Below are 25,044 nucleotides of genomic sequence, written 5' to 3'. Positions count from 1 at the left end.
GGACCGGCCGAGAAATTTCCTGCGTCAAGTGCCCGGCCCGTCGCGCACCGAACCGGACCGCACGGCGGCGTTGCCGGGGCGTCCAACTCGCCTTGACACGCCGTCGTTGCAGGCGTTGCCTGGGATGAGAGGCGGCTTCTCACGGTGTATCCGGTTCGACCGGATCCGCGTCCGTGCCAAGGCCCGGAAGCGATCGGTGATGACGCATGGCGACGTATGAGTATTCCTGCCCTCGCTGTGGTTCGTTCGACGTGAAGCGGCCCATCGGCACGGCATCGGCCGAGGAAGTCTGCCCGCGCTGCTCGAACCTCGCCCGGCGCGTGTACTCCTCGCCCGCGACCGTCTTCACGTCGCCTGCCGTCGCGGCCCTGCGCGAGCAAGAGGAGAAGTCTCGCGAAAACCCCGCGGTGGTCACGCGGGTGCCCCCAAAGGAGGCAGCGCCGAGGCCCGCTCACCCGGCCCACGCCCGACTCCCCCGTCCCTGACACGTCTGACGGGGAAGTCGTCGCGAACCGGCCGGTAAGCCCTTCCCGGAAAGGTATGGGGCGGCATCGGTCCCACTGCCTCGCCAGTGGATCGGGAGGTGGGTTCCCTTGGCCAATGTCGGACTTCTCTTCGTGGGTGCGGTGCTGTTCCTGAACGGGCTGATGCTGTTGGGAAAGGTGGACAGCCGGGCCGCAGCGGTATTCAACCTGTTCGTGGGCGGACTCCAGGTTCTGACACCCACATATCTCATCATCGCCGCGGATCAGGATGCCGCCCGAATTCTGCTGGCTTCGGGTATCTTCCTCTTCGGTTTCACCTACCTGTATGTAGGAATCGGACTGCTGATGGGGCTCGACACGACCGGTGTCGGGTATTACTCGCTGTTCGTGGCGATCGTGGCTCTGGGTTATTCCTTCGTCAGCTTCCGGCAGTTCGGCGATCAGCCGTTCGGAGTCATCTGGCTCTACTGGGCGTTCCTCTGGTTCCTCTTCTTCCTGCTCCTGGGCCTGAAAATGGAGAGCCTGACGCCTTATGTCGGCTGGGTGACCGCGATCGAAGGCTGGGTGACCGGCGTCATACCGGCATTCCTGCTGCTGTCCGGTTACTGGGTCGCGGAGAACTTCTACGAGATCGCGATCGCGCTGGGCGCGTTCGGTGTGCTGACCTTCGGCGGGCTGTGGTTCGCGCTGCGCCACAGGCGGCCAGGTCGGCCCGCGGAGGAGTACGGCGCCCCGGGCTATCCGGCCGGCAGCCACGGCTAGGCGTGACACGGGCGAGCAAGAAAGAAGCCAAAAGCCCTGACCGCTCGCCATCACAGAAGAATACGAAGAACACGAAGAATACGAGGGATTCACATGCCTGAAGTAATCTTCAGCGTCGACCAGTCCCGTTCGATGCGTGACCAGGACGTGCCGGGACACAACAGGTGGCACCCTGACATTCCCAACGCCGCGATGGTCCGCCCGGGAGACGAGTTCCGCGTCGAATGCCGCGAATGGACCGACGCGCAGATCGGCAACAACGACTCCGCCAACGACGTCCGTGATGTCGACCTGAAAGCATGCCACATGCTCAGCGGGCCGATAGGCGTCGAAGGCGCGGAGCCCGGCGACCTGTTGGTCGTGGACATTCTCGACCTCGGGCCGGTACCGCAGCAGGTCGGGGACGCGCCCGGTCAGGCCTGGGGATACACCGGCGTCTTCGCCAAGGCCAACGGCGGGGGCTTCCTGACGGACTACTTCCCCGACGCCTACAAGGCGATATGGGACTTCCACGGGCAGGTGGCGACATCCAGGCACCTTCCCGGTGTCCGTTTCACCGGCATCACCCACCCCGGCCTCTTCGGCACCGCGCCGTCCGCGGAGCTGCTGGAACGGTGGAACAGGCGTGAGCAGGCCCTCGTCGACACCGACCCCGACCGCGTCCCGCCGCTGGGACTCACGCCCGACCCCGATCAGTCCCTCGCCGGCCAGGCGACCGGATCGGACGCCGAACGCGTCGGCCAGGAAGGAGCACGCACCGTTCCCGCACGGGAGAACGGCGGCAACCACGACATCAAGAACTTCACTCGTGGAGCGCGCGTCTTCTACCCCGTCCACGTCAAGGACGCCAAGCTGTCGGGCGGCGACCTGCACTTCAGCCAGGGAGACGGTGAGATCACCTTCTGCGGCGCCATCGAGATGGGCGGCTACATCGATTTCCACGTCGACCTGATCAAGGGCGGCATGGAGAAGTACGGCGTCACCACCAACCCCGTCTTCATGCCGGGCAACGTCGAGCCGCGGTACTCGGAATTCATGTCCTTCATCGGGATCTCCGTGGACCACGACACCGACACGAACTACTACCTGGACGCGACGGTCGCCTATCGCCGCGCCTGCCTCAACGCCGTCGAGTACCTGAAGAGGTTCGGCTACACCGGACAGCAGGCCTACCTGCTCCTCGGCGCGGCCCCCATCGAGGGACGCATCAGCGGGATCGTCGACATCCCCAACGCCTGCTGCTCCCTCTACCTCCCGACCGGAATCTTCGACTTCGACGTCCGTCCCACCTCGGAGGGGCCGAAGTCCGCGGACCGCGGTCAGTGCGCGGTGTCCGCCTGAGGCCGACCGGTCACGGAACCCTCACCCCCCGGCCGGGCTCCCAGACGGTGCCCGGCCGGGGGCCCTCGCGTCAAGGGGCGACGTCGGCGCCGACGATGCATCCGCCCGGAATATACCTAGTGGCCAAACATTTGAGTACGTGACCAAATAGGCCGCCATATTTGCGCTGCCGTGGAGCCAGGTGTAACACGGCGGCGATTGCACGGCGCTGAAGCAGGAAGAAACGGGGGCGACCCCGCCGACCGGACAACGCGTCAGATTGGATTTCCTGTGAACAACACCGGCCCGGTTTCCGGATACGAGACGTACGACCAGCCTCCGAGCCCCGACCGCTCCGCTCGCGACCGGACCGCCGCACGGAGGACGGCCATTGCGGTCTGCACGATCGCCGACATCGCGGCCGGTTTCCTGGGCCTGTGGATCGTGCTCCACCTGCTCGACGCGAACCAGGCGAATCCGTTTGTCGAGTTCGTGCACGGAACGGCGGACTGGTTGTCCGGATGGGCACAGGACATTTTCACGATGGACACAGAGGGCCTGCGCGTTGTCCTCAATTACGGTCTCCCGGCCGTCATCTATTTGCTGATCGGGCACGGGATCGCCGCCCGGCTCAATCAGGCGTGACCTCACCGGGCGCAACCCACGTCCAGCACCTCGATCACGTCACCCTGCACGGTGTACACGAGCCAGCACCATTCACCGAACACCGCGGCAAGCTCCGGGTGCTGCGCCTGCGTGTCCTGGCTCACCGCCGTGATGAGCGTGATGATCTCCTCGTGCACGTTGGCCGGGACGTCGAACAGCACGTCGGCGGCCCGTTGGATCAGTTCGACCTTCATCGCGCCTCCTGCGGCCGACAGGAGCAGCACCGCATGGCACCGCGGCACTACCAGCATCTCCCATGTGGAGGGGATTGGGGCGGGGCGTCTCGGCGATGCCGCCGATGTGCGAACCGCCGACGTGCGAACCGCAGCACGGTGGCGCCGGCGAAGTAGGCGGCCAGGCCCGGGGCGGGCAGGCCGGCGGGTCCCTGCCCGCGTTCGGCCAGGGAAATGCCGAGGAGCCCGGCCAGCACACCGGCCACACCGGCGACGGCGAGCAGGGCCGGCAGGACGCCGGTCGCGTCGCCCGGTCCGGGGCGAGGTCCGCTGCGTCGCTCGATGCGTCCGAACACGGCGACGAGCACCGTGAGGATCAGGGCCAGCACGACGAGCCAGGGGAGGCGCAGCGCCAGCCAGGCCGGTGACCCCGGTGGCGGCTGCGGCAGCAGCCCCGTGGAATACAACGCCAGTACGCCCAGTACCGCGGCGGTCAGATGCCACAGGAACAGCGTCATGATCACCGAGTTGACCGCCACCACAGCCGTCCACGGGGCCGCGCGCCGCAGCCACCGGCGGGCCGGGGCATGCAGCAGCAGGGCCAGGCCGGTCTGGGCGGCGGCCAGCGCCAGCAGTGCCACGGTGGGAGGTGCGGTGTTCTCGATCTCCTGGCCGGTCGTCCCGACCATGCTGACCGGATACGGGCCGACCACCGTCAACAACACCAGGGCGACCAGCCCGGCCACCGTGAGCGGGAGCGCGACCCCGCGCCGGTCGGGAAGCCGCCCGTCCTGCCAGGCGAAGCCGAGCTGATGCACGGCCAGCCAGGCGAGCAGGTAGTTGGCCTCGCCCACGTACGGAATCCGCAGCCACAGCCGTGCCGCGTCACCCAGGCCCACCAGGACGGTCAGCGCGATCGGTACGGCCAACCCGTACCGGTGGTGCAGGGCGAGCATCGGCGGGGTGAGCACGATCACGGCCAGATAGGCGGTCAGGAACCACAGCGGGATGGTGGCCAGCCAGACGGCGGTGCCGATCAGGCCGGGATCGACACCGAGCGTCCTGACCAGGAGAGCGGCCGGCACCAGCGTGGCCAGCAGCGCCGTCGTGGGACGGACGAGCCGGTCGGTGCGGTGCAGCACCCAGCCGGTGATGGTGCCGCCCCGCTCGCGGTGGGCGGTCAGGGAGGCCGCGTTGGCGAAACCACCGACCAGGAAGAAGACCGGCATGACCTGGAACAGCCAGGTGAACGGGCGTGTCCACGGCACGAGCCGCAGGACGGACTCGCCGCGCAACGTCCCGTCGTACGTCACGTGCACGGCCAGCCAGTGGCCCACCACCACGACGACGATCGCGACGGCGCGCAGAAGGTCGACATGACGATCCCGGTGCGCCGGGGTCTGCTCGGCCAGTCGGCGCATCTCACGCAGCACCTCCTCCACCCACTCCGGTGCCTAGGACGCGCCGACCCGGCGGAGGGACAATGAGAGGGCATCCCGCGCGTTGAAGGCGGTGGGAACCATGGTGCTGCCTGTGGTCGTGGGTGTCGACGGCTCGGAGCCCAGCCTCCACGCCGTCGACTGGGCAGTGGACGAGGCGGTCCGCCACGGCCTGCCGCTGCGGATCGTCCATGCCTCGCTGTGGGAGCGGTACGAGGGCGAGGCACTCGCGGACACACCGGGCGTCAGCCCGGATTTCGTGACCGAGCACGCGCTGGTCGAGACCGTGGTGGCGGCCGCGGCCCAGCATGCCCGGCGACGGGCGTCTCGGCTGGAGATCAGCACCGATGTGGTGCCGGACGACCCCCTGTCGGCGCTGCTGCGCGAGGCACACCGAGCCACCCTGGTCGTGACCGGTGCCCGCGGCAGGGGACCGATCCGGGAACTGCTTCTGGGCTCGGTCAGTCTTTCCCTCGCAGCCCGGGCACCAGGGCCCTGCCCGGTCGCCGTCGTACGGGGCCGTGCCGAGAACAGGGAATCCCGCAACGGGCGGATCCTCCTGGGAGTCGGTGGCGACACGGCCCCGGCAGCGGTCCGGTTCGCGTTCCGGGAAGCCGCGGCACGCGGGTGCGAGATCGAGGCCGTACGCGCCTGGCGCCGGCCGGCGCACAGGACCGCGCCGCATCCGCTGCTGGTCGGGGACCAAGCCCACGCGGGGGAGGAGCAGGCAGCGGCCCTCCTGCACGGCGCACTGGACGGCGTCGCGGACGAGTACCCGGGCGTGAGCGTGCACCGCGCGCTCGTCGAAGGCTCCGCACGCCATGCGCTGGTCGCCCGCTCGGCGGCGGCCGACCTCCTGGTCATCGGGTCCCGTCGGCGTCACGGACACCTCGGACCGCAGCTCGGGCTGGTGGGACACGCCCTGCTGCATCACGCCGACTGTCCGGTGGCGGTCGTCCCGCAGCACGAGTCCGCGTGAGGGAGCGAAGAGGTGGTCGTCGTCCCGCGACGCCGACGCGGATGCTCGCTGCCCGCGTCGACGTCGGTGTCGGATCAGACCGACTCGGGGGCCGGGTCCGGTGAGGTGGACGAGGTGCTGTTGCGGGCGCCTCGCCCGTCGACGGCCGTGCCGCGGCTGAGGCGGCCCGGCCACCAGAACCAGCGGCCCAGGTCCAGCGCGAGGGCGGGCACCAGGACCGTACGGACGAGGAAGGTGTCCAGCAGGACGCCGATGCCGACGAGAACGCCCATCTGGGCCATCGTCACCAGGGGCAGGCCCGCGAACACCGCGAAGGTCGCGGCCAGCACGATGCCGGCCGAGGTGATGACCCCTCCCGTGCTGGTCAGACCCTCCAGGACGCCGCGCTCATGGCCCAGCCTCCCGATCTCCTCCTTCACGCGGTGCATGAGGAAGATGTTGTAGTCGATGCCGAGGGCGACGAGGAAGACGAAGCCCATCAACGGGATCGACCAGTCGACGCCCGCGTAGCCCAGGACGTGCTCGAAGAGCAGGTTCGAGGCGCCGAGGGCCGCGAAGTACGACAGGACGACCGTGGCCAGGAGCAGGAGCGGGGCGACCAGGGCCCGCAGCAGAAGGATCAGGACACCCAGGACGACGAGGAGCACGATCGGCACGACTGTCGTCAGGTCGCGGTCGGCGGCCCGCTGGGTGTCGAGGGTCTCCGCGGTGGTGCCGCCGACCAGGGCGTCCGCGCCGTCGACCTGGTGGACGGCCGTGCGCAGGGCGTCGACCGTGTCCTTTGCCGCCTGGCTGTCGGGTGCGTCCTCCAATACCACGGCGATGGCGGTGAGTTCGCCGTCCGGTGTGCGGTCGCCGCCCTCCTCGACCCGGGCCACCCCGGCCACCGCGGCTGCGGCGGCCCTGACCTCGGCGGTCCGGTCGGAGCGGGTGACGATCTCCGCCGGGTCGGAGGCGCCCGACGGATAGTGCGCCGAGATCCTCTCCTGCGCCACGACCGACTCGGGCTTGTCCTGGAACGTCTCCGCCTGTGTCAGGCCCATGTTGATGCCCACCACGCTCAGCGCGAGCGCACCGGTGACGGCGACCGACATCAGCCACGACCAGCGGGGGCGCAGCGCGACGGCGGCCCCGACCCGGGACCAGATCGTGCGCGGCTTGCGGGCAGGCGTGCCGTGGTGCGGCACGAACGGCCAGAACACCCAGCGGCCCGCGATGACCAGCAGCGCCGGAAGCACGGTGACCATCGCGAGGAAGCCGCAGACCACGCCGACCGCGCCCACCAGGCCCAGCGAGCGGGAGGAGTTGATGTCGGCGAACGCCAGGCAGGACAGGCCGACGGCGATGGTGGCGGCGGAGGCCAGGATCGCGGGGCCCGAGCGGCGCAGCGCGATCCGCATCGCCTCGTGGCGGTCCTCGTGGCGGTGCAGTTCCTCGCGGTAGCGGGCGATGAGGAGCAGGGCGTAGTCCGTGCCGACGCCGAAGACCAGCACCATGAGCACACCCGCGCTCTGCGGGTCGACCGGCAGTCCGGCGTGCTTGGCCAGCAGGTAGGTGGTGGCCTGGGTGAGGACGGCCGCGAAGCCCACCGACAGCAGGGGCAGCAGCCACAGGACCGGGCTGCGGTAGGTGAGCAGCAGCAGGACGGCCACGACCAGGCCGGTGGCCAGCAGCAGCGTCGTATCCAGGCCGTCGAAGACCGCCACCGAGTCGGTGAGGGAACCGGCGGGGCCGCCGACCTCGACGTGCACGCCGGGCGGTGCGTTCGCGCCCGCCACGTCACGCAACTCGTCGACCTTGTCGGTGATGTCGTCCTCGACGTCTAGCGGGACGATCGTCATCAGGGCCTCGCCGTCCTCGGACGGGATCGGCTGCGACACCTCCTGACCGGCGGGGACGTACCGCGCGAAGGCGTCCCGGTCGGCGGCGGCCGTCGCATCCGCACCCGCGCCGGTGTAGACGACAACGGCGGGCATCACGGTGTCCGTACGGAACTTCTCCAGCTCCGTGTTGACCCGCGCGGACTCGGCGCCGCGCGGCAGGAAGGCGTTCGGACCGGTCTCCTCGACGTCGCCGAGCTTGCCGGCCAGTGGACCGAGGGCGACGGCCGCGATCAGCCAGATCGCCAGGATCAGCCACTTGCCGCGGCGTCCGCCGGGCGCGCGGGCGACGCGCTGGAGCAGCGCACGCATGAGTACTCTCCTTACGTAGGGAGCGCGCCGTCGCCGATCGGTTCCACGACCGGCATCAGGGCGCACGGGGCCCGCACCACGGCGCTTGCAGGTGTGACGACCTGCCGTGGTGTACGGGTGGGTGTGTCCCGGGGGTGTGTTCTTCCTCGGTACGGCCGGGAGTTGCCGCTCCCGGCCGTACGCGCGTCTGAGGGGGTTACTCGATCTCGCGCATCATCTTCTCCATCGAGGACACCGCGAGCCGGGTCTGCGTCAGCTCGTCCAGTGTCTGCCGCTGCTCCTCGACCGTGCGCCGCTGCAACTCAACGGTGTCTTCGAGGAGTTGGGCGTACTTCGCCGCGAGGTCCTTGTACTGCTGCTCCCGTGCGGCCAGCATTCGGGCCCGCCAGGTGGCGGCGACCTGCCAGACGATCACGATCAGCAGGGTGAAGACCCCGGCCGCGCCCACGGCTCCGACCAGCGCGCTCACGCTGTCGGCGCTGTCGGCGAGCGTCACCTGTTCCCCATTCACTTCGCTTCCTCTTTCTCTGCCTCGGTCTTCTCTGCCTCGGTCTTCTCTGCCTCGCTGAGCGTCGCGGCCGCCCGGGAGACGACGCCGGGTGTCAACTCGTAGAAGAACGGCGTGACGTCGAAGTACTTCATCGCCTTGCCGTCCTCCGCGAGTTCGAGCGTGCCGACGATCAGTCCGGCCGCTTCCAGTCGCTGCAGGTGCATGTGCAGCAGGGGGCGGCTCATGCCGATCTCGCGGGCCAGCGCGCTGACGTAGTTGCGGCTCTCCAGCAGGGCCGCGACGATCCGCATGCGGTGCGGATTGCCGAGTGCGGAGAGCACCTTCAGCAACTCGTCGCCAGTCGGTGCCGAAGGCGGGACCTCGGGCATCGCGGACCCTTTCCGTCGTACCTGTCAGAGAAAGCTGACAGGACTCGCGGGTACCTGTCAAAGATTCCTGACACATATCAGGGGTGGATGGGGGACAGCCAGGGGTGACATGGGGGATGTCTCAGGGTCGGCACGACCTGCCGCTCGCGGACGTCGGCTCGCGCGGGTGATGGCGCACTGTGGGGGCAGCCCAGCGGCAGCCGTGCATTACTTGGCGGGTGCCATCGCCTCCGCGCCCGAGAACCCCGAGCCCTACACGGTCCTTGCCGAGTTGTGGAGGGAAAGGCCGTCGGAAGTCGCTGAGGTCGTTCAGGATGCCGACGCCCTGAGGACCGTACTGGCGCAGTCGTATATCAGCTTCCTTCAGGGCGACATGGACGGCGCGGTGCTGGCGATCGGGGCGGTCGCGGGTGTGCGACCCGACATCGCATGGGCCAAAGCCGCCTGGTTCAGCGATGAACGCTTTCTCGGTGTGGTGAGTGGCGACTCTCTGGCCGAGGCCGCGATGCGGACCATGGACGGTGGCCGTGATCTGGACACCGAAAGCGTGCGGGAACGATTCCGGCCCTGGTTCAAAGCCATAGACGTCGTCTCGGCCCGCCGGCCGTTGCCGGAGGCGTTGGCCAAGATGGCCATCCTTCTCCGGGCGTGCGGTCTCACCGACGCATCATTGGCTCTCTGCGACCAAGCGGACGCAGATCAACGGATCATGCTGACGGAAGTGGTGCGCGCGGGCACATGGCGCAAGCTGGGAGATTTTGAACAGACAGTGGCCGCGTTCGAGCGCGCTGTTGCCCTGGCCCCGGCCAACTGGTCGCTCTACCTCGACCTGGCCGATGTGCGCGCCGAGCAGGGCGACTTCACCTCTGCGGTCCGACTGATCGATCAAGGGATGAGATACGGCCCGACCGAACTCACCCTTCGCGCGGCCGGGGCAGCCTACCGCGCACGGCTTACCGGCTCGCCGGCCGAACTGAGCGAACTCATCGAACTGGCGACGAATCTGCCGAACGACTCGTACCGAGACCTGCTGATTGACCACGCCTGCACCGGTCCCGACCTGCCTGCCGCCCTCGTGAATGCGGCCCGCCGCATCCGGAACAGCTGAGGTTGCGCAGTCATCCAAGCCCGGTGAGGGGCAGCCCCTTTCAGGACTGCGGTGACCCTGCGCCTGCGGCTTCCACGACGATCTCTCCAGCCCGGGTGCGTGCGTACAGCACCTCTCTGCCCGCACGGTGGGCGCTGGCCAGACCGGCGGTGCGCAGTGCGGTCAGGTGCTGGGAGACGCCGCCGGGAGTCAGTCCGGTGCGGCGGGCGAGGTCGGTGGTCGAGGCAGGGGCAGAAAGCTCGGTCAGGAGTGTCGCGCGGGAGCGGCCCAGTACGCCCGCCAGGGCATCGGACACGGTCGCGGGCCGCGCGTGCCAGAGCGTGCCGACGGCGCGTGGCGGGTAGCGCAGCGATGGCTGCCAGGGCTCGTTGAGCACGGAGAACACGCGCGGCCACACAAAGGCGGACGGCACCAACAGCAGGCCACGGCCGTCGAGTCGGCGCGCTCCGCGCACGGTGCGGTGCTCCAGGCGCAGGGTGCCTCCGGCCCAGGTGACCTGTGGGTCGAGGTCTGCGAACAGGTGCTGGGCGCCGCCTTCGACCAGGCGGCCGGCACGGTAGCGGATGTCGCCCTCCAGCAGGGTGAGGATCCGTGACCAGTACGGTGCCAGGGCCAGGTCCCAGTACGCCTCCACCACGTCGGCCAATCGCCCGAGCTCGGCCGCCGGGTCGGCACGCAGCGCCGCCATCCGCGCGGGCGGCACCTCTGCCGTCGTGTGCAGCAGCTCCGGCGGGGTGGCCCGGACCGCGGCCAGCTCCACGTCCAGTGACGGCAGGGGCGTTGTGGGCGGAGGGCAGATGAACCCCGGGACGCGGCCGGCCCAGCGCGAGCGCGTCGGCATCGGAACGAGTTCGAACAGAGGGCTGAGGTCGAGGTCCGCCGCCGCCAGCCGCGGGCGCACGTGTTGAGCCCAGGTGCGATGCAGGCCATGTTCGTCCGCGCCCTTGAGCACCCGGACGCTGGCCACCACCTCCCACAGGGGGGAGATCGCGAAGCGGGTACGAGCCACGTCTTCCAAGCCGAGTGTGATCTCGATCATTTAGCTCAGGGTAAATCAATGGGTGGAGCGGTTGGCGGTCGCGCACCGTACAGCGCATGACCGAAGCACCGAATTCCCCGTGGCGGCTGCGCGACTTCCGCATTCTCTTCGCCGCGGGCGCCCTCAGTCACCTCGGCAGCAATGTCGGCTACGTGGCGATCCCGCTGCTCGCCGTCACCGCCCTCGACGCGGGCCCCGGCCAGGCGGGTGCGCTGGCCGCGTTGTCCACCGCTGCCTTCCTCCTCATCGGCCTGCCCGCGGGCGCCTGGGTGGACCGCCTGCCCAGCCGCCGGGTGTTGGTGGCCGCCGACGCCGCCCGCGCCGTGCTGTTCGCCTCGATCCCTGTCGCCTGGTGGCTGGGCGTGCTGTCGCTGCCGCAGCTGTACGCGGTGGCGCTGCTGAACGGCTGCGCCACGGTGTTCTTCGACGTCGGCTCGCAGAGCGTCCTGCCCGAACTGGTCGGCCGCAAGCGCCTGGTGCCGGCGAACGCCGCTCTCGTGAGCCTGATGGCCGGCGCCAACATCGCCGGCCGCGGCGCCGGCGGCTTCCTGGTCCAGCTCTTCACGGCTCCACTGGCGATCCTCGGCGGGGCCGTCGCTTACCTCAGCTCCGCCGTCGGCCTCACGGGCATCAGGCCCCGACACGCTTCCTCCGTGGCATCGGCTGACCGGCGACGGCTGCGGGCAGAGATATCCGAAGGGCTACGACATGTCCTCGGCAGCCGCGAGTTGCGCGCGCTGGCTCTCACCGCGGCGCTCACCAACCTCGGCGCACAGATGATCAACGCCATGCTGCCAGTGCTGTTCACCCGCGAACTGCACCTGCCCGCCGGGGCGCTCGGGGCGTACTGGGCGGCCGGCGGCCTGGGCATCCTGCTCGGCGCCCGCCTCGCTCGCCCCCTGGCCGCCCGCCTTGGCCACGGCCGCACCCTGGGGCTGGCCGGGCTCTGGTTCGCACCCGCCGCACTTGCGGTCGCGCTGATCGGCGACGGGCCATGGCTGTGGGTGGCCGGCGTCGGGTGGTTCGCAGCCATGACCAAGACGGGCATCGACAACGTCCTCGGCGTCGCCCTGCGCCAGCATGTGACCCCGGACTCGTTGCTCGGCCGCATGAACGCCACCTTCCGATTCCTGCTCACCGGCGCCCTGGCGATCGGCTCCGCCCTCAGCGGTCTCGTCGGCCAGGCGGTGGGCGTACGCATGACGGTCTGGACGGGCGCGATCTGCCTGGCCGGCGCGTTTCTCCCGGTCTTCTGCTCCCCCGTTCGCACGCTGCGAGAGCTTCCCGTAGCCACCACGCCACTCCGCCAGGCGTCAGCGGCACCCGTCACCGAGGCGTGAACCCAGCACTCACCTGCTGCCAGGCAACCTGCCGTCACGTCACCGCCGAGCCCACTGTGAGGGTTCGTGCCGTGGCGTCGAGAACGGCGTCTGTGCCCAGGGGCAGAGTGGCCGGCCGAGCACGGTGACCGACGGGCAGGCCGCCGAGAACAGGGATGCCGAGGCCGCCGAAGTGCTCCATCAGGACATCAGCGATGCTCCAGCCGCCGTCCTGGGAGGCTGTCGCGTCGCCCTCGAACCCGAAGAACTGACCGAGAGCCACGCCGCGAAGCCCGTTCAGCTGCCCGCTGCGGCGTAGTTGGGTCAGAGCCCGATCCACGTTGCGCAGGCCACCCATGGGGTGTTCGAGAAAGAGAATGGCCCCGTCGAGAGAAGGCAGCCCGGCACCGGCCTCGGTGCTGAGGGCGGTGAGGAGCCCCCCGATCAGGACGCCCGTCGCCGTGCCATCGACGGTGACGGCTTCGGTCGCCTCGTTCGGATCGGCGTGCAGTGTGACAGGATCCGTCTCGGTCAAGGCCTGTCGCAACGCCTGCACGGTCCCGCTGTCGAGGACGTCGTCGCCGTGTGTGAGGAACGGGCCATGAACGGTCGCCAGCCCGCACTCCCGCCACAGCGCGAGGTGCAGGTGCGTCACATCGCTGAATCCGATCAGAGGCTTCGGATCGCGTTGGACCGCGTCTGTGTCGAGACCATCGGCGATCCTGTAGGCACCCGCGCCCCCGCGCGTGGCGAAGACGGCTCGCACCCCCGGGTCCGCGAAGGACGCCGGGGGTGGGCCCGCCCGTTCGCCGCGCGCTACGTGGTTGTCAGAGGGGAGCGGGCGGCTTCCGCGATGGCACGCCGCATGGTGAAGCCGGCTGCGGCTGGCTACGGGGCAGGCGCGCTGCCGGGTTCTGTCGAATCCTGGCTCCTCCTGCGCGGGTGTCGGAGGCGGATTGCCACGCCCCCGATCAGCAGGGCGGCGAGGAGGACGGCGAGCGCCGCAGGGCTGGCGGCGTCCAGGGCGTCAGCGAGGGTGCGCTGGATCGTGCCGGCGGTGTCGATGACAGGGTCCTGGGTGGCGGGGGCGCGCTGGACGCGGATCTCGTACCAGCCGTAGTAGGCGACGTACGCGCCGACCAGGAGCAGCAGGCCGCCGCCGGTGCGGGCGGCGACGGAGCCCAGGCGGCGCAGCCGGGCGACGCGGGCGGTGCGGGTGAGGGCGATGGAGAGGGCGGCGGTGCCGACTATCAGGCCCATCCCGGTCGCGTACGCCGTGAACAAAGTGATGCCTTCGAGGGTGGATCCGCTGCGGAAGGCGGAGACGACGATGGCGAGGAAGGGGGCGATGGTGCAGCCGAGGGAGGCGATGGCGTAGGCGGCGCCGAACAGGGCCATTGACGGCACGGAACGGGTGACGGTGGGGGCGCGGCGGAGTTTGGGGAGTAGGGCGGGCAGGTCGCGGCCGGCCAGGAGCCAGCTGCCGATGAGCGTGAGGAGGTGAGCTGTACTGAGATTTGTGGAGTCCCTGATGCCAGGGTTACGGTCCTGGCGAAGGAGATCCACCAGCACCATGGCAGCACCCCGTAAATATCCGGACGAACTGCGCGAGCGCGCGATTCGCGAGGTCCGCACCACCGGCCGCCCGATCGCGCACGTCGCGAAGGACCTCGGCATCCACAAGGAAGCCCTGCGAGGCTGGGTCCGCCAGGCCGAGGCCGACCGCGGCGAGCGGGACGACCGGCTCACCACCGCCGAGCTGGACGAGTTGAAGCAACTCCGGAAAGAGGTAGCGGAGTTGCGGCGGGCGAACGAGATCTTGAAAGCCGCCTCGGTGTTTTTTGCCCAGGAGATCGACCGTCCCCGGACGAGGCCGAGCAGGTGATCGACCACCTGCGCGAGAGGGGCCTTGGGGTCGATCCCGTCTGCCGGGTGCTGGAGCTGTCGCCGTCGACGTACTTCGCCCGCAAGAAGCGGCCGAAGTCGGCCCGCCGGCTCCGGGACGAGCAGCTCATGCCGCTGATCGAGGAGGTCCACGCGGAGTCGGGCGGCACCTATGGCGCCCGCCGGATCACCCGCGCGCTTCGGCGCAAGGGCCACGGGGTGGCCCGCTGCACCGTCGAGAGGCTGATGGCCGAGCTGGGCCTGGAGGGCGTCATCCGTGGCCGGCGGCGTCGGACCACGATTCCGGAACCGTCGGCGCCGCGTCCGCCGGACCTGGTCGACCGCGACTTCACCGCCTCCCGGCCCGATCAGCTGTGGGTCGCGGACATGACGTATGTCCGCACCTGGTCGGGATGGGCGTATGTGGCGTTCGTCCTGGATGTGTACTCGCGGATGATCGTCGGCTGGCAGGTCGCGAACCACATGCGGACCGAACTCCCTCTGGACGCCCTGGAGATGGCGCTCTGGCGGCGTCGGATCAAGAAGGACTCCGGACTGATACACCACAGCGATCGCGGGTCGCAATACGTATCAATTCGGTATACCGACCGGCTCGCCGACATCGGCGCCTCAGCCTCCGTCGGCTCCGTCGCGGACTCGTATGACAACGCGATGGCCGAGGCGCTGAACGGCACCTTCAAGGCCGAGCTGATCGAGATGCAGGGACCCTGGAAGGACGTCGACCAGGTCGAGCGGGCGATCTTCCAGTGGATCACCTGGTACAACGAAGAGCGTCTTCACTCCGCGCTCGACTACGTGCCGCCGGCCGAGTACGAGGAAGCCTTCTGGCGCAGCCAGGAGCAAACCCCGCAGTCCGCCTGAACCAATCAAGATCGGACTCTACGAAACTCGGGGCAGCTCAGAGGAGACCGAAGCCTATGGTGAACCAGGGAAGGTGTTGCTGTACCTGTCCGGCGAAGGGGGCGATGGCGAGGCCGAACAGGGCGAACACGGCGGTGAATCCGGCGCTCATCGCGGCGGTCGTCATCAGCGCGCGGACCACGGCGGCCGTGCGGGTGGGGGAATCGTCACCCAGGACGAGCAGGGACAGGTAGGCGGGCAGGAGGGCGAAGCCGCAGGGGTTGACGGCGGCGAGCATCCCTGCGGTCAGGGCCAGGGCGAGGGGCAGGTCGGACATGATGGTTCAGCCGATGAGCGGGCTGAGCTTGTCGGCGAGTCCCTTGCCGGCCGGGAGACTGCCGGTGAAGACGGTCCTGCCGTCCTTGTCGAGGATCACGTAGACGCTCTGCTGGGTGATCTCGAACTTCTTCCAGACCTCCCCAGCCTCGTCGGACACGTTCGGGAAAGTGTCCACTTTGGTGTCGGCGACGAAGTCCTTCATGGCCTGAGGCTTGTCGAGTCCGGCCACCCCGATCACGTTCGCCTTGCCCCCGAACTCGGCGGCGACCCTGGCAGTTTCGGGGCCCTGGGCCTTGCAGGTGGGGCACCACGGTGCCCAGAACCACAGCACGGTGGGCTTGCCCGCCAGCGTGGCCGCGTCGAAGGGCTTGCCGTCCACGGTCATGCCGGTGAACTGGAGCGCCTCGGGGACCGCCGCACTTCCGGACCCGTCGCGCCCCGCTGCCGAGGAGTCGGAGGCCGACGGACTGGCCGCCGCTGCGGCACCGCTGGAGGACGCGTTGTCCTGGGTGCCGCAGCCGGCCAGGCTGAGCGCGGCGGCGGCCAGAAGAGTCGGGAACAGCAGACGGGCACGCATGATGGGCAACTCCTGGTGGTCGTCAGTCTGCTGAACTGTAAGCCGAGCCGGGAGCGGTCGGGCCGGGCTGCGGTGCTTACGGTTCGGTGACGTCAGCCCGCGTGGTCGGCGAGCCGGTCCGGGGCGAGGACGGTGATGCGGCCGCGGGTGAGGCGGATCAGGTACCGGTCGGCGAAGTCCCGCAGGACCTTGGTGGTGGTCTCGCGGGAGGTTCGGGCGAGGGCGGCGATCTGCTGGTGGGTGAGCGCGATCTGCGGGCTACGGGCTGCGGGCTGCGGACCCGAGGACGCGGGGCCGCGTCCTGCCACACGGTGAAGTGCCTTTCGCGCCCCCGAAGCCGCCGGGGGGAGGACCAGCGAGATACGGGTCTTCCAGGGCACTCCGGCCGACGGAGTGAGGTCGTCAGTCATCCACAGCGGGTACGACGGCGACGGGGCAGCGGGCCGTGTGCAGGACTTCGCTGCTCACCGAGCCGAGGAGCAGTCGGCGCAGGCCGGTGCGGCCGCGTGAGCCGACCACCAGCAGATCGGCCTCCTCCGACAACTCCGTCAAGCGCGTCGCCGGGCGCACCCAAGCGATGTGCAGTTCGACCGGCACCTGCGGATGCTGTCCGCGAAGCTCAGCGATCCGTTCCTCAATCAGACCCCGGGCACCGTCCTCGGTCTCGCGCACCTCGCGTTCGGCTGTGGTGACGCTGCCCGGACCGGGCAGCAGCGCAGTCCGGTGCAAGGCATGCACGACGTGCAGGTGGGCTGAGCGGCGGTCGGCCTCCGCGAAAGCGAACTCCATCGTCTCCGGCGAGTAGTGCACGAGGTCGGCGCCGGCCACGACGCGCTCTCGTGACGCTCCGCGGTGCGGGCCGGGACGCGTCACGAGCACGGGGCACCGGGAGTGTGTGGCGACCTGAAGGCTCACCGAGCCCAGCGCCAGGCGAGGAAAGCCGCCACGGCCCCGATGCCCCAGCACCAGCAGGCACGCCTCCGCCGAGCGCACCACAAGCGTCGAGGCGGGATCACCGAAGTGCACTTCGCCCGCGACGGTCAGGACGGGGAACGCCGACCGGGCCACGGCCTCGAACCGGTCCACCACTGCCGTCCCCCGCTGCGCGGGGGAGCCCTGCCCGGCCTCCTCCTCCCTCTTCCAACCGAAGGGGCCGGGCAGCACTACGGCGTGGGCAACGTGCAGAGGGACTCCACGCATCACGGCCTGATGGGCTGCGTAGCGCACAAGGTCGTCCTGGTCGTCGGCGTCGTCCACGCCGACAATGACAGGCTTAACGTCAGCCATCTCGACTCCTCTCCACGCGAGATCCCTCACGGCCTGCCTGCCCCGGCCCGGTCCCCAAGCACGGGCGCGGATGTGGAGGGAGCCGACCCGTGCGGCTGGGACGTCTCGCTTTCATCGTCCGCGTGCGCCGAGAGGATCGCTGCGAGCAGCAGCCCGATGCCGGCCATGGCCGCGAGTGCTACGGCGACTTTGACCGTCCATGAGCGCTCCGCATCGCCGTGGAGGGCTGTTTCACGGCTCGCGGCCTCGTCAGGCTCCGCCTCGTCCGTGCCCGGGCCCCGGCGCCCGTCGTCCGTGCCTTGATCGGCGTCGGCTGCGTCGGGGAACTGCTGTTCGAGCGTGTCGAGACGTCGTGCAAGGGTCGGGTCGTCCTCGGCCAGGCGTTGCTCGATGAGAGCGAACGCGTGTGCGTCGTCCGGGGAACTCATATGGGTCACCTCGGCGTCGAACAAGCGGATCCGATGTAGGGGTGTGGCCCGGTCCGGTGCCTGTGGTGCGGTGGCGCCGGGCGGACGTGAACGCCCTGACGCTTCCCCGCCTGCGGGAGACCGGGTACCCGCACCCGGATGCCTCACGCGTGGTGGGAGGCCGACCGGTGCGCTGCCCTCGGGGCTGGGTGGTCAGGTCGTTCTTCGGTGCGGTTCGCTGCGTCAGGTCTTGCCGTCGGGTGGCGTATCGGCGTGGCCTGAGCGCGCGGGTCGCAGCACGCTGAGTACGACGGAGGCGATCAGGACGGTGACGATCACCGCGAGGCTGACGAGCGAGTGCACCTCCGGAATGCTGGTGCTGACGATCTCGTGGGATGCCTGCAGGATCAGCTTGACGCCGATGAAGGCGAGGATCAGCGCCAGGCCCTTGCTGAGGTAGTGGAAGCGGTCCAGCAGGTCGGCGAGCAGGAAGTACAGGGCGCGCAGGCCCAGGATGGCGAAGGCGTTGCTGGTGTAGACGATGAAGAGATCACTGCTGACGCCCAGGACGGCGGGCACGCTGTCGATGGCGAAGACCAGGTCGGCGCCCTCGACCGCGGCGACGACGGCGAGCAGCGGGGTGGCGACGAGCTTGCCGTTCTCCCTGAGGAAGAACCGGTTCCCGGCGTAGTCGTCCCGGACGGGGATGACCTTGCGCAGCAGCCGTACGGCGATGCTCTTGCCGGGGTCGACGCTGTCCTCCTCTTTGGTGACGATCTTGTACGCGCTGTAGAAGAGGAAGGCGCCGAAGAGGAACAGGACGGCGGTGAAGCGGCTGACGATCGCCACGCCGGCGGCGAGGAACAGGCCGCGGAAGACCAGGGCGCCCAGGACGCCGAGAAACAGCACGCGGTGCTGGTATTCGCGGGGTACCTGGAAGTAGCCGAAGATGAGTGCGAAGACGAAGAGGTTGTCGACCGACAGGCTCTTCTCCAGCAGCCACGCCGTGGTGTACTCGACGCCGGGGGTGGTGCCCACCACGAGGAAGACAACCACGCCGAAGACGACCGCCAGGCCCACCCAGACCCCGCTCCAGGCAGTGGCCTCCCGCAAGCCGATGACGTGCGCCTTACGGTTGACCAGCAGATCGACTGCCAAGGCCACCACAATGGTGACGGCGAACACGGTCCAGAGCCACAGCGGAACCTCGTACACGAACTCAACCCCTCAGGCACGGTCGACCGCATGAGGAGATCACCGTGGTAGCGCGCCCGTAACTGGAGGCGTGCGGGGTGGAGAGCTCCCGTACCCTCCTGGCGGCCGAGCTGCGGCCTTCCAGTGCTGCTCGTCACTTCGGGGCGGTGACGACAACCGCGTAGCTGCCGACTCCCACAAGTGCGTCGCCCGGAATCTGCTCGTCAGGGGTCATCAGGTGCAAGATGCTTCCCGACTGCTCGTCGAAGTCGATGTCGGTCACGGTGCCCTTCCTGACTCCTGTGTCGGTCAGTACGGTCTTCCCGATGGGGTCGTGCACCGCGTGGGCGTGATGGCTGGGGTCGATGTCCTTCTCGTCGCGGATCCGGTCGGCCCCTTCGACGGTTACCTCGTCCGGGCCGAACGACTGGACGTCTTCCCATGAAAGGGTGTGGTGTCCGCGGCCCCGGGTCTTCAGGCGCAGACCGGCGAGGCGCGCCGGTGAGGGGGCTACGGTGCACGCCTCGACCGTTCCGACCGTCTGGGCGGTCGCGAGGTCCATCACGGTCCTGCCCTGTGCCCTGGTGAACAGCATGGGTCAACCCTCCTGGGGGTGCTGCTGGAGGCGGCTGCGCAGGTGGTCCAGGGCGGTGTCGAACCCTGCCAGGTCACCCGCGCTGTGCTGTGCGGTGGCGTCCGGGACGAGTACGCGTTCGCCGGAGACGGCGACAGGGCCGGCGACCGGCAGCAGAACGCGCTGGCGCTCGGCGGTCTCGACCTCGTAGCCCGCGACCGCCGGCTCCCGGCCGACCGCGACGATGGCGTCGGTGACGGTACCCAGTCGTGTGCCGCTACGGGTCGAGATCGCGACACCAAGCACATTGCCCCCGGCCCGCTCCTTCTCACCTCGCCCGGCGGCGGTTTCGTCGTCCTCCAGCGCGCTCTCGTCGCGCACCATGACCGCGTCCGGCCCAGGCCGTGGACGTTCTTCCACAGCAGAGCTCGATGGAGCGGACCCGCCAGCAGGCCGCGGCCTGCGAGGGTGAAGCATCGGATGCTGCCCGTGGTGGCGTCGAAGACGAGGTCCTTGACCTGCCCGATGTCCTCCCCCGTCAAGGTGACCACGGGGTGCTGGGTGATCTCGCTTGCTCGCATATAGGCGGCGGTCACAGCGTCTGACCTCCCTCACCCGGAGGCCGGCGGTTCTGCGCTATCACCCCACCGGATCTGCGCCGCGCCTGGAGCGCCACTATGCAGACGGCGATGGCCGCGAGGATCGCGAGAGCGATGATGAGCCAGGTCCACCATTCCATGTCGATGCCCCTTTACATCGCACAAACGCCCCAAGTGTGTCTATTTCAGGATCTACCTCCGAGTGCCCGGGCGTCGACCCGAAGAGGTACGGATCGGTCATGCGCCGATGAGGCCCGCGTTGTCGGACCGATGACAGGCAGGTGCACCAGGCTCTCACCGGCAGAGTGCTCAGGGCGGCAGCGTGGTGCGTCGTCACGGCGCGGGGATTTCGAGGACGCCTTCGTCATAGTCGATGGTGATCGAGCCGAAGTCGCTGAGCACGTCCGAACCGAGCAGACCCTGCATCGTCTCGCCACCCCGGGGCGGCGAGAGATCGATGACCGTGAGTTCACCTGGCGCGAGACGCAGGTCACCGACCTCCCAGTGGGTTACCTCGACAACGGGGACCTCTCCAGTACTGAGGATCCCGCTCACCGAGCGGCGCTCGCCGGTGCGGTCAAGGCCGACCCGGTTTGCGATGTCGTCGTCGACGACGCTCATGGAAGCACCGGTGTCCAGGGCGAACATGAACGGCCCCTGGCCTTCGATGCGCACCGGGACGAACGCCAGCGTCTGGCCGAACTGCTCCTGCACCCTGAGCGGTACCTCGCGCGCCGCCGTCCGAGAGATCTGCCCGTCACCCCGGTCGTCGCGGTCCTCGGACACCACGCACCCGGCGAGCAGCAGCGCGGCCAGAAGCACCGCAACGCGTGGGGGCTTCCGCCGATGCCTGGTGCCGGACGCTCGGGCGTCCCGCGTGCCCATGCGCCACGGGGTGCCCGTCGCGCGGCCGCGCAAACACGAGCACCGTGCAGGCGGCGGCGCGTCGTCCGGAACGTCCGCTGCTTGAGCCGACGGTCCGAACGTAGTGCTGGTGCGACGGCTGTGCCCGGGTGATCCACCGGCAGCACCTGATTCGTGACAGGCGTGTTGAGGCCCGGCCCGTCGGCGGCTCGCGGTGGGCCATGGCGTGGCGCATGAAGGCAGTGGCGAGCGCCGGGCACCAAGGAGGCGGCTGCTGTGCGGGCGACGATCTCACTGGGCCGGTTGGCCGGGATCCGCGCTCGGGTGGAAGCACTCGTGGGGTGCGGACGGTACGTCAGACGGCCAGGGCCGCGACAGTGACGGCGTAGACCGTGATGAGCAGAACGCCGTCGAAGCCGAGACGTCCCCACCCACGCCGCTGCCGTACCAGCAGGCTGGCGAGCGGTATCGAGGTCATGACCAGGGAGCCACTGGTCAGGAAAAGCTCGTCCGCACCCGCCGCCTGGTACTGGGCTTGATCCTCTTTGACGGGCATCGAAGATCCGGGGCTTCGGCCCCGGAAGGGTGATGTCCATCATGGAGAGCATCGGGAAGAAGAAGCCGCGTCCTCGCCGCTCGTTCACGCCGGAGTTCAAGGCCGAGATCGTCGAACTGTGCCGACGCGGGGACCGCTCGGTCGGCCAGGTCGCCAAAGACTTCGACCTGACCGAGACCGCAGTGCGCGACTGGCTCAAGCAGGCCGAGGTCGACGCGGGCGAGCGCGACGGCCTGACCGGCAGCGAACGCGAGGAACTGGCCCAACTGCGGCGGGAGAACCGCCGCCTGCGCGAGGACGTGGAGATCCTCAAGCGGGACTTCGTCTTCTACGGCGCACCCGAGCATCCGGACGGCACCGTACGGCTTGCCATGGACGGCCCGACTGAGCAGGCTGTCACCGCCGATTTGGAGCGTCTGCCGCCGGAAATCCGCCGGGTCGTCGTTGCCGCCGCGATTGACGGCGCCGCGACATTCTCCGACGTCGGCGCCGTCGAGATCACTGTGACTAGCGGGGTCGGCGCGGCCTCAATCGCACGGGCCACCCTCGACGCCGCAACCACCGAGCGCACCATGATCCTCGCCGAGATCTACCGCCGTGGCGACGGCTGGCGGCTGCGTGCCGTGGGGCAGGGCTACGACCATGGTCTGGCCGACCTGGCCCAGGGCTACGGCGTCGACGTCAGCGAATGACCCAGCGGGCCCCGCGTTGTATGTGGGTTGGGGGCCGTCTGTGCAGCGGATGCCGGACAGCCCCGTGCCCAGACTCGTCTGACGATTCTGGGCACGGGGCGGAGCTGGTTTACGTTGGTCAGGTTGTCTTGGGCTGTGAGTCGGCGAGGTCGTTCAGAACCGCGTTGACCACAGGCCAGCACATGTTCAGAGTGTCGCGGTCCGGAGCGTGAGCCTCGCGAATCTCAGCGCGTGGGTGGACGAAGTTGCGGTACCTGCGCAGTTCGTGGCAGAAGCGTTCGACGTCGGAGCCGATCCATCCGGCCTCGTGGCAGGTCTTGATCAGGGTGTCCAGGCTGACATTGTCCGGCGACTTGTTGCCGAGCAGGGATGCGTCGCGTTCCTGGACCACGTGGACCAGGACGCCTTCGAGGAGGCTGCCGAGCATGATGATGGACGCTACGTGAGCGCCGTTGGCGTAGCAGGTGCGTGCCTCGTCCAAGCGGTGCTGGAGGAGCCCGGCCATCTTCTGGTCGTTGATGAGGTCTGACATGGCTGCCCTGAGTTCGACCGGGCCCTGGTTGCCCGGGTGGGCGAGAGAGGGGTCGCAGGCGATGAGGCGGGGACGGCCGCCGGGATTCTCCAGGCGTACGCCCTCGTGGATGAGGAAGGCGTTGACGGCGGAGACGACGGCGGGGAGCTGCTCGGGTTCGTCGAGGTACTCGCGTGGGTCGGCGAGCCGGAGCAAGACCTTCGCCAACTCCGTGGGGTCGTCCCGGCGTTCGGTCAGACGGGCCAGGGTCCAGTCCATGCGGTAACCGTCGTACTCCGGAACCTGCTGCCAGCCGGCACGTTCCAGGAACTGCGCGATTTCATAGCCCTTGCGGTAGTAGAGGTGGTCGTCGCCGCAGATGACGCGGGCCAGTTCCTGCAACGTGTTGACGTCCAGGACGCCGAGTGGGGACTGCGTGGTCATGCCGACCCTTCCGTACTGGGGATTTCGGTTTCGTCGTCTCCTGCGTGTCGAGGGCAGCGACCGGATCGACCGCGTCCGGGCCATCGGAGGATTCCGACAGGTCCTCGGTCAGCTCCTCGTCGGTAGAGAGGTCGAGGGGGGTCCACTTCACTCCGGGGCACGAGGATGTGGGCGTGGCATGAGACCAGTCGCCGGCGTCGGACGTGGCCGGACGGATGCCCAGCCGGTTCAGTTCCTCCCACAGGCCGGTCAGGGCCTCCTCGGGGTCGAACCGGAATTCGCTTTCGGGGATGCGCCAGAACGTCCAGCCGACCCTCTGGAGTTCGCGATCACGCTGCTGGTCGTGCCGGATCTGTTCGGGCGTCGAGTGGTACCGCTCGCCGTCGCACTCCACGGCCAGGCGCCCCCGCGCCCCCACAACGACGAGGTCGATGCGCTTGCTTCCTGCCGGGTACTGCGGGATGACGTGGTACCCGCGGGCTTTCAGACGCAGGTAGACGTGCTGCTCGAAGAGCGATTCGAACGGCTTCTGCGGGACCTCGCTCGACACCTTCCCGAGGTCGTCGGAGTTGGCCAGCGCTGCGGGTGGGTTCTCCATGTAGGCAAGGAGGTTGAGGCGGAGGTCTCCGGACTTCAGGCGGTCCGGCGGCACCGAGTAGAAGAGCCGCATCTGGTCCTGGGCGCGGGACGCGGCGACGTTGTACGCCTGTCGCTCGCTGCGTGCGCCGCCCGCGATGCGTGGCGGGTTGGTCGCGACCATCGACAGCAGGATGACGTGGCGTTCGTCTCCCTGGAACGATGCGGGGTTGCCCACACGTATCTGGTGCCGTTCGCGCACAGGCGCCGGAATGCGCTCGTTGATCAGCTGTTCCAGGAGCTTGACTTGGCTCACCGGCCCTTGAAGGGCGATGACGCCCATGGTCTTGTCCCGGTAGGCGGGATCCTCCACCAGCTGGGCCAAGCAGTCGACGATGGTCTCGGCTTCCTTCGGGTTACGGAGTCGGCTGTCGCGTCCCTGGGTGACGGCCCCGTCGACGAAGTGCGTCACGAGCGGGTCGAGGCGGTCACCGCCGTACTGGCGCAGTGGCTGCAGTTTGTTGTTGTAGAAGGCCCGGGAGGACCAGCCGATGATCTCGGGCATGCACCGGAAGTGCTCCTCCAGCCGGATCACCTTCGGGAAGAACGTGGACAGCAGCTGGTAGAGGTTGGTGGCGGGGCCGTAGAGAGTGCGCAGGCTCGGAGGCATGTCCGGCAGGTGGGAGATGAGCCGGTCGTGGATCGCCTGGTGACGGCCCATGCCGCTGAGCGAGGGCGCGCACTGTTTGTCGTCCCCCACGACGATCACGCGAGGGGCGAGCCACATCAGGAACAGTGCGTCCATGCCGGCCTGGCTCGCTTCGTCGACGATGACCACGTCGAATGCGTCCCGCTCGGGCGCCACCATCTCGGCAACCTGCGAGATGGGCATGACCCACGCCGGGACCGCGCCCTGCGCCGTCCGCATGGCGTCGTGCGCTGCGGCACGGTAGCGGCCCGCGCTGCGGCCCTTGCCCTTGCCGTACGAGGCCATGTGGGCGCGATACGCCTGCAGCGCGGACCGCTGCTCCTGCGTCATGCGCTCCAGGCGGGGTTGCCGGACAGACTGGACAACGCGCTTCAAGAGAATGGCGCGATATGCGTGGCGCATAGGCCGATTCGACCTGCTGCCCCGATCAGCGCGTGGGTAAGCGATGCGAACGCATGTCCGGGTGCGTACCAGTCCGCTGTCTCCCGTGCGGTGGCGTCGCCGCCGTAAAGACATCAGCCACTGGCTGATCTGTGCCCTTACCGGGAGTCTCCACGCCTGCCGAGACTGCTGCTCAGGACGTGGGGAGGGCTTGGATGGCGGTGCGGA

General features: G+C 69.1%; 29 protein-coding genes and 2 pseudogenes. 9 read left to right on the top strand and 22 right to left on the bottom strand.

What is annotated here, in order from left to right; translation table 11 throughout:
* Positions 1–206: 206 nt before the first annotated feature.
* From I2W78_RS41620 to I2W78_RS06630, 4 genes are all read left to right on the top strand, one after another.
* Complete coding sequence (locus I2W78_RS41620) at positions 207–485, top strand: FmdB family zinc ribbon protein (protein ID WP_196457787.1); 279 nt, start codon at positions 207–209, stop codon at positions 483–485.
* A 108-nt stretch (positions 486–593) separates the two neighbouring features.
* Complete coding sequence (locus I2W78_RS06640; RefSeq protein ID WP_196457785.1) at positions 594–1,247, top strand: AmiS/UreI family transporter; 654 nt, start codon at positions 594–596, stop codon at positions 1,245–1,247.
* A gap of 93 nt (positions 1,248–1,340) precedes the next feature.
* Positions 1,341–2,588: a formamidase gene (fmdA, locus tag I2W78_RS06635; RefSeq protein WP_196457783.1), complete on the top strand. Its 1,248-nt coding sequence runs from the start codon at positions 1,341–1,343 to the stop codon at positions 2,586–2,588.
* A 270-nt stretch (positions 2,589–2,858) separates the two neighbouring features.
* Entirely contained in the window at positions 2,859–3,212 is a 354-nt protein-coding gene (locus tag I2W78_RS06630) for a hypothetical protein (RefSeq protein WP_196457781.1), read from the top strand.
* A gap of 2 nt (positions 3,213–3,214) precedes the next feature.
* Here the strand turns inward: I2W78_RS06630 and I2W78_RS06625 are convergent, their stop codons facing one another.
* Both I2W78_RS06625 and I2W78_RS06620 read right to left on the bottom strand, forming a co-directional pair.
* Complete coding sequence (locus tag I2W78_RS06625; RefSeq protein WP_196457779.1) at positions 3,215–3,427, bottom strand: hypothetical protein; 213 nt, start codon at positions 3,425–3,427, stop codon at positions 3,215–3,217.
* A 47-nt stretch (positions 3,428–3,474) separates the two neighbouring features.
* On the bottom strand, positions 3,475–4,827 hold the full coding sequence (locus I2W78_RS06620) for an acyltransferase family protein (protein ID WP_230885354.1): 1,353 nt from the start codon (positions 4,825–4,827) through the stop codon (positions 3,475–3,477).
* Between the two features lie 100 nt (positions 4,828–4,927).
* On the opposite strand from I2W78_RS06620, the gene I2W78_RS06615 reads away from it, so the two are divergent.
* Positions 4,928–5,824, top strand: coding sequence for a universal stress protein (locus tag I2W78_RS06615; protein WP_196457777.1), 897 nt, complete (start codon positions 4,928–4,930; stop codon positions 5,822–5,824).
* A 74-nt stretch (positions 5,825–5,898) separates the two neighbouring features.
* Here the strand turns inward: I2W78_RS06615 and I2W78_RS06610 are convergent, their stop codons facing one another.
* From I2W78_RS06610 to I2W78_RS06600, 3 genes are all read right to left on the bottom strand, one after another.
* Complete coding sequence (locus I2W78_RS06610; RefSeq protein ID WP_196457775.1) at positions 5,899–8,016, bottom strand: MMPL family transporter; 2,118 nt, start codon at positions 8,014–8,016, stop codon at positions 5,899–5,901.
* A gap of 196 nt (positions 8,017–8,212) precedes the next feature.
* Complete coding sequence (locus I2W78_RS06605) at positions 8,213–8,527, bottom strand: hypothetical protein (protein WP_196457773.1); 315 nt, start codon at positions 8,525–8,527, stop codon at positions 8,213–8,215.
* The gene (locus tag I2W78_RS06600) at positions 8,524–8,895 is read right to left on the bottom strand and encodes an ArsR/SmtB family transcription factor (protein WP_196457772.1); all 372 of its coding nucleotides are present in this window, start codon (positions 8,893–8,895) and stop codon (positions 8,524–8,526) included. The genes I2W78_RS06605 and I2W78_RS06600 overlap by 4 nt, the downstream gene beginning before the upstream one ends.
* Before the next feature lie 202 nt (positions 8,896–9,097).
* Between I2W78_RS06600 and I2W78_RS06595 the strand changes: the two genes are divergently transcribed.
* Positions 9,098–10,003: a tetratricopeptide repeat protein gene (locus I2W78_RS06595; RefSeq protein WP_307783616.1), complete on the top strand. Its 906-nt coding sequence runs from the start codon at positions 9,098–9,100 to the stop codon at positions 10,001–10,003.
* Between the two features lie 40 nt (positions 10,004–10,043).
* Here I2W78_RS06595 and I2W78_RS06590 read toward each other — a convergent pair whose 3' ends face one another.
* Positions 10,044–11,042 (bottom strand): ArsR/SmtB family transcription factor, encoded by a 999-nt coding sequence (locus I2W78_RS06590; protein ID WP_196457770.1) that lies wholly within the window; start codon positions 11,040–11,042, stop codon positions 10,044–10,046.
* A gap of 56 nt (positions 11,043–11,098) precedes the next feature.
* Here I2W78_RS06590 and I2W78_RS06585 point away from each other — a divergent pair, with 56 nt between their 5' ends.
* The gene (locus tag I2W78_RS06585) at positions 11,099–12,382 is read left to right on the top strand and encodes an MFS transporter (protein WP_196457768.1); all 1,284 of its coding nucleotides are present in this window, start codon (positions 11,099–11,101) and stop codon (positions 12,380–12,382) included.
* A 34-nt stretch (positions 12,383–12,416) separates the two neighbouring features.
* Here the strand turns inward: I2W78_RS06585 and I2W78_RS06580 are convergent, their stop codons facing one another.
* The 3 genes and pseudogenes from I2W78_RS06580 to I2W78_RS06575 all read right to left on the bottom strand — a co-directional run bounded on the left by I2W78_RS06580 (position 12,417) and on the right by I2W78_RS06575 (position 13,927).
* Positions 12,417–12,917, bottom strand: coding sequence for a hypothetical protein (locus I2W78_RS06580; protein WP_307783940.1), 501 nt, complete (start codon positions 12,915–12,917; stop codon positions 12,417–12,419).
* A 54-nt stretch (positions 12,918–12,971) separates the two neighbouring features.
* Positions 12,972–13,136: pseudogene (locus I2W78_RS41070) on the bottom strand (LD-carboxypeptidase); the annotation flags it as partial.
* 113 nt (positions 13,137–13,249) lie between these two features.
* The gene (locus tag I2W78_RS06575) at positions 13,250–13,927 is read right to left on the bottom strand and encodes a cytochrome c biogenesis CcdA family protein (protein WP_196457764.1); all 678 of its coding nucleotides are present in this window, start codon (positions 13,925–13,927) and stop codon (positions 13,250–13,252) included.
* Between the two features lie 7 nt (positions 13,928–13,934).
* Here I2W78_RS06575 and I2W78_RS06570 point away from each other — a divergent pair.
* Positions 13,935–15,127, top strand: a protein-coding gene (locus tag I2W78_RS06570; protein ID WP_196455809.1) for an IS3 family transposase whose coding sequence is annotated in 2 segments (ribosomal slippage) — positions 13,935–14,199 and positions 14,199–15,127 — 1,194 coding nt in all. Because the reading frame shifts where the segments join, the coding sequence is not laid out codon by codon here.
* A 37-nt stretch (positions 15,128–15,164) separates the two neighbouring features.
* Here I2W78_RS06570 and I2W78_RS06565 read toward each other — a convergent pair.
* The 11 genes and pseudogenes from I2W78_RS06565 to I2W78_RS06520 form a co-directional block, all read right to left on the bottom strand.
* Entirely contained in the window at positions 15,165–15,443 is a 279-nt protein-coding gene (locus tag I2W78_RS06565) for a cytochrome c biogenesis CcdA family protein (RefSeq protein ID WP_230885353.1), read from the bottom strand.
* Positions 15,444–15,449: 6 nt separating this feature from the next.
* Positions 15,450–16,022 (bottom strand): redoxin domain-containing protein, encoded by a 573-nt coding sequence (locus I2W78_RS06560; RefSeq protein ID WP_196457762.1) that lies wholly within the window; start codon positions 16,020–16,022, stop codon positions 15,450–15,452.
* A 92-nt stretch (positions 16,023–16,114) separates the two neighbouring features.
* The gene (locus I2W78_RS06555; RefSeq protein WP_196457760.1) at positions 16,115–16,432 is read right to left on the bottom strand and encodes a helix-turn-helix domain-containing protein; all 318 of its coding nucleotides are present in this window, start codon (positions 16,430–16,432) and stop codon (positions 16,115–16,117) included.
* Positions 16,425–17,309 (bottom strand): universal stress protein, encoded by an 885-nt coding sequence (locus I2W78_RS06550; RefSeq protein WP_196457758.1) that lies wholly within the window; start codon positions 17,307–17,309, stop codon positions 16,425–16,427. Before I2W78_RS06550 ends, I2W78_RS06555 begins: the two co-directional genes overlap by 8 nt.
* Positions 17,310–17,335: 26 nt before the next feature.
* The gene (locus tag I2W78_RS06545; RefSeq protein WP_196457757.1) at positions 17,336–17,761 is read right to left on the bottom strand and encodes a hypothetical protein; all 426 of its coding nucleotides are present in this window, start codon (positions 17,759–17,761) and stop codon (positions 17,336–17,338) included.
* Between the two features lie 198 nt (positions 17,762–17,959).
* A complete protein-coding gene (locus tag I2W78_RS06540; protein WP_196457755.1) occupies positions 17,960–18,931 on the bottom strand; it encodes a TerC family protein in 972 nt (323 codons plus the stop codon).
* Between the two features lie 133 nt (positions 18,932–19,064).
* Entirely contained in the window at positions 19,065–19,505 is a 441-nt protein-coding gene (locus tag I2W78_RS06535; protein ID WP_196457753.1) for a PRC-barrel domain-containing protein, read from the bottom strand.
* Positions 19,506–19,508: 3 nt separating this feature from the next.
* A complete protein-coding gene (locus I2W78_RS40255; protein WP_230886978.1) occupies positions 19,509–19,868 on the bottom strand; it encodes a hypothetical protein in 360 nt (119 codons plus the stop codon).
* Positions 19,869–19,990: 122 nt separating this feature from the next.
* A pseudogene (locus tag I2W78_RS40250) lies at positions 19,991–20,065 on the bottom strand (PRC-barrel domain-containing protein); the annotation flags it as partial.
* Between the two features lie 351 nt (positions 20,066–20,416).
* Complete coding sequence (locus tag I2W78_RS41615) at positions 20,417–20,704, bottom strand: aspartyl protease family protein (protein ID WP_374222719.1); 288 nt, start codon at positions 20,702–20,704, stop codon at positions 20,417–20,419.
* 598 nt (positions 20,705–21,302) lie between these two features.
* Positions 21,303–21,503, bottom strand: coding sequence for a hypothetical protein (locus I2W78_RS06520; protein ID WP_196457749.1), 201 nt, complete (start codon positions 21,501–21,503; stop codon positions 21,303–21,305).
* A 32-nt stretch (positions 21,504–21,535) separates the two neighbouring features.
* Here I2W78_RS06520 and I2W78_RS41610 point away from each other — a divergent pair, with 32 nt between their 5' ends.
* The gene (locus tag I2W78_RS41610; RefSeq protein WP_374222645.1) at positions 21,536–22,195 is read left to right on the top strand and encodes a TerD family protein; all 660 of its coding nucleotides are present in this window, start codon (positions 21,536–21,538) and stop codon (positions 22,193–22,195) included.
* A 118-nt stretch (positions 22,196–22,313) separates the two neighbouring features.
* On the opposite strand, the gene I2W78_RS06510 is transcribed toward I2W78_RS41610, so the two are convergent.
* Both I2W78_RS06510 and I2W78_RS06505 read right to left on the bottom strand, forming a co-directional pair.
* On the bottom strand, positions 22,314–23,150 hold the full coding sequence (locus tag I2W78_RS06510) for a hypothetical protein (RefSeq protein ID WP_196457745.1): 837 nt from the start codon (positions 23,148–23,150) through the stop codon (positions 22,314–22,316).
* Entirely contained in the window at positions 23,047–24,765 is a 1,719-nt protein-coding gene (locus I2W78_RS06505; protein WP_230885352.1) for an AAA domain-containing protein, read from the bottom strand. The genes I2W78_RS06510 and I2W78_RS06505 overlap by 104 nt, the downstream gene beginning before the upstream one ends.
* Positions 24,766–25,044 lie beyond the last annotated feature (279 nt).

This window comes from Streptomyces spinoverrucosus (assembly GCF_015712165.1).
GTDB lineage: Bacteria > Actinomycetota > Actinomycetes > Streptomycetales > Streptomycetaceae > Streptomyces > Streptomyces spinoverrucosus_A.
Note: the sequence above shows the minus strand (reverse complement) of the source record. Positions and strands in the feature narration are given on the sequence as shown.

Bases quoted from the DNA above. Each gene is read 5' to 3' on its own strand.
- I2W78_RS06555 (WP_196457760.1), bottom strand. From the start codon at position 16,432: ATGACTGACGACCTCACTCCGTCGGCCGGAGTGCCCTGGAAGACCCGT.
- I2W78_RS06620 (WP_230885354.1), bottom strand. From the start codon at position 4,827: ATGCGCCGACTGGCCGAGCAGACCCCGGCGCACCGGGATCGTCATGTC.
- I2W78_RS06615 (WP_196457777.1), top strand. From the start codon at position 4,928: ATGGTGCTGCCTGTGGTCGTGGGTGTCGACGGCTCGGAGCCCAGCCTC.
- I2W78_RS06550 (WP_196457758.1), bottom strand. From the start codon at position 17,309: ATGGCTGACGTTAAGCCTGTCATTGTCGGCGTGGACGACGCCGACGAC.
- I2W78_RS06585 (WP_196457768.1), top strand. From the start codon at position 11,099: ATGACCGAAGCACCGAATTCCCCGTGGCGGCTGCGCGACTTCCGCATT.
- I2W78_RS06565 (WP_230885353.1), bottom strand. From the start codon at position 15,443: ATGTCCGACCTGCCCCTCGCCCTGGCCCTGACCGCAGGGATGCTCGCC.
- I2W78_RS41610 (WP_374222645.1), top strand. From the start codon at position 21,536: ATGTCCATCATGGAGAGCATCGGGAAGAAGAAGCCGCGTCCTCGCCGC.
- I2W78_RS06510 (WP_196457745.1), bottom strand. From the start codon at position 23,150: ATGACCACGCAGTCCCCACTCGGCGTCCTGGACGTCAACACGTTGCAG.
- I2W78_RS06600 (WP_196457772.1), bottom strand. From the start codon at position 8,895: ATGCCCGAGGTCCCGCCTTCGGCACCGACTGGCGACGAGTTGCTGAAG.
- I2W78_RS06505 (WP_230885352.1), bottom strand. From the start codon at position 24,765: ATGACGCAGGAGCAGCGGTCCGCGCTGCAGGCGTATCGCGCCCACATG.
- I2W78_RS41620 (WP_196457787.1), top strand. From the start codon at position 207: ATGGCGACGTATGAGTATTCCTGCCCTCGCTGTGGTTCGTTCGACGTG.
- I2W78_RS06520 (WP_196457749.1), bottom strand. From the start codon at position 21,503: ATGCCCGTCAAAGAGGATCAAGCCCAGTACCAGGCGGCGGGTGCGGAC.
- I2W78_RS41615 (WP_374222719.1), bottom strand. From the start codon at position 20,704: ATGAGCGTCGTCGACGACGACATCGCAAACCGGGTCGGCCTTGACCGC.
- fmdA (WP_196457783.1), top strand. From the start codon at position 1,341: ATGCCTGAAGTAATCTTCAGCGTCGACCAGTCCCGTTCGATGCGTGAC.
- I2W78_RS06610 (WP_196457775.1), bottom strand. From the start codon at position 8,016: ATGCGTGCGCTGCTCCAGCGCGTCGCCCGCGCGCCCGGCGGACGCCGC.
- I2W78_RS06560 (WP_196457762.1), bottom strand. From the start codon at position 16,022: ATGCGTGCCCGTCTGCTGTTCCCGACTCTTCTGGCCGCCGCCGCGCTC.
- I2W78_RS06535 (WP_196457753.1), bottom strand. From the start codon at position 19,505: ATGCTGTTCACCAGGGCACAGGGCAGGACCGTGATGGACCTCGCGACC.
- I2W78_RS06590 (WP_196457770.1), bottom strand. From the start codon at position 11,042: ATGATCGAGATCACACTCGGCTTGGAAGACGTGGCTCGTACCCGCTTC.
- I2W78_RS40255 (WP_230886978.1), bottom strand. From the start codon at position 19,868: ATGGTGCGCGACGAGAGCGCGCTGGAGGACGACGAAACCGCCGCCGGG.
- I2W78_RS06625 (WP_196457779.1), bottom strand. From the start codon at position 3,427: ATGAAGGTCGAACTGATCCAACGGGCCGCCGACGTGCTGTTCGACGTC.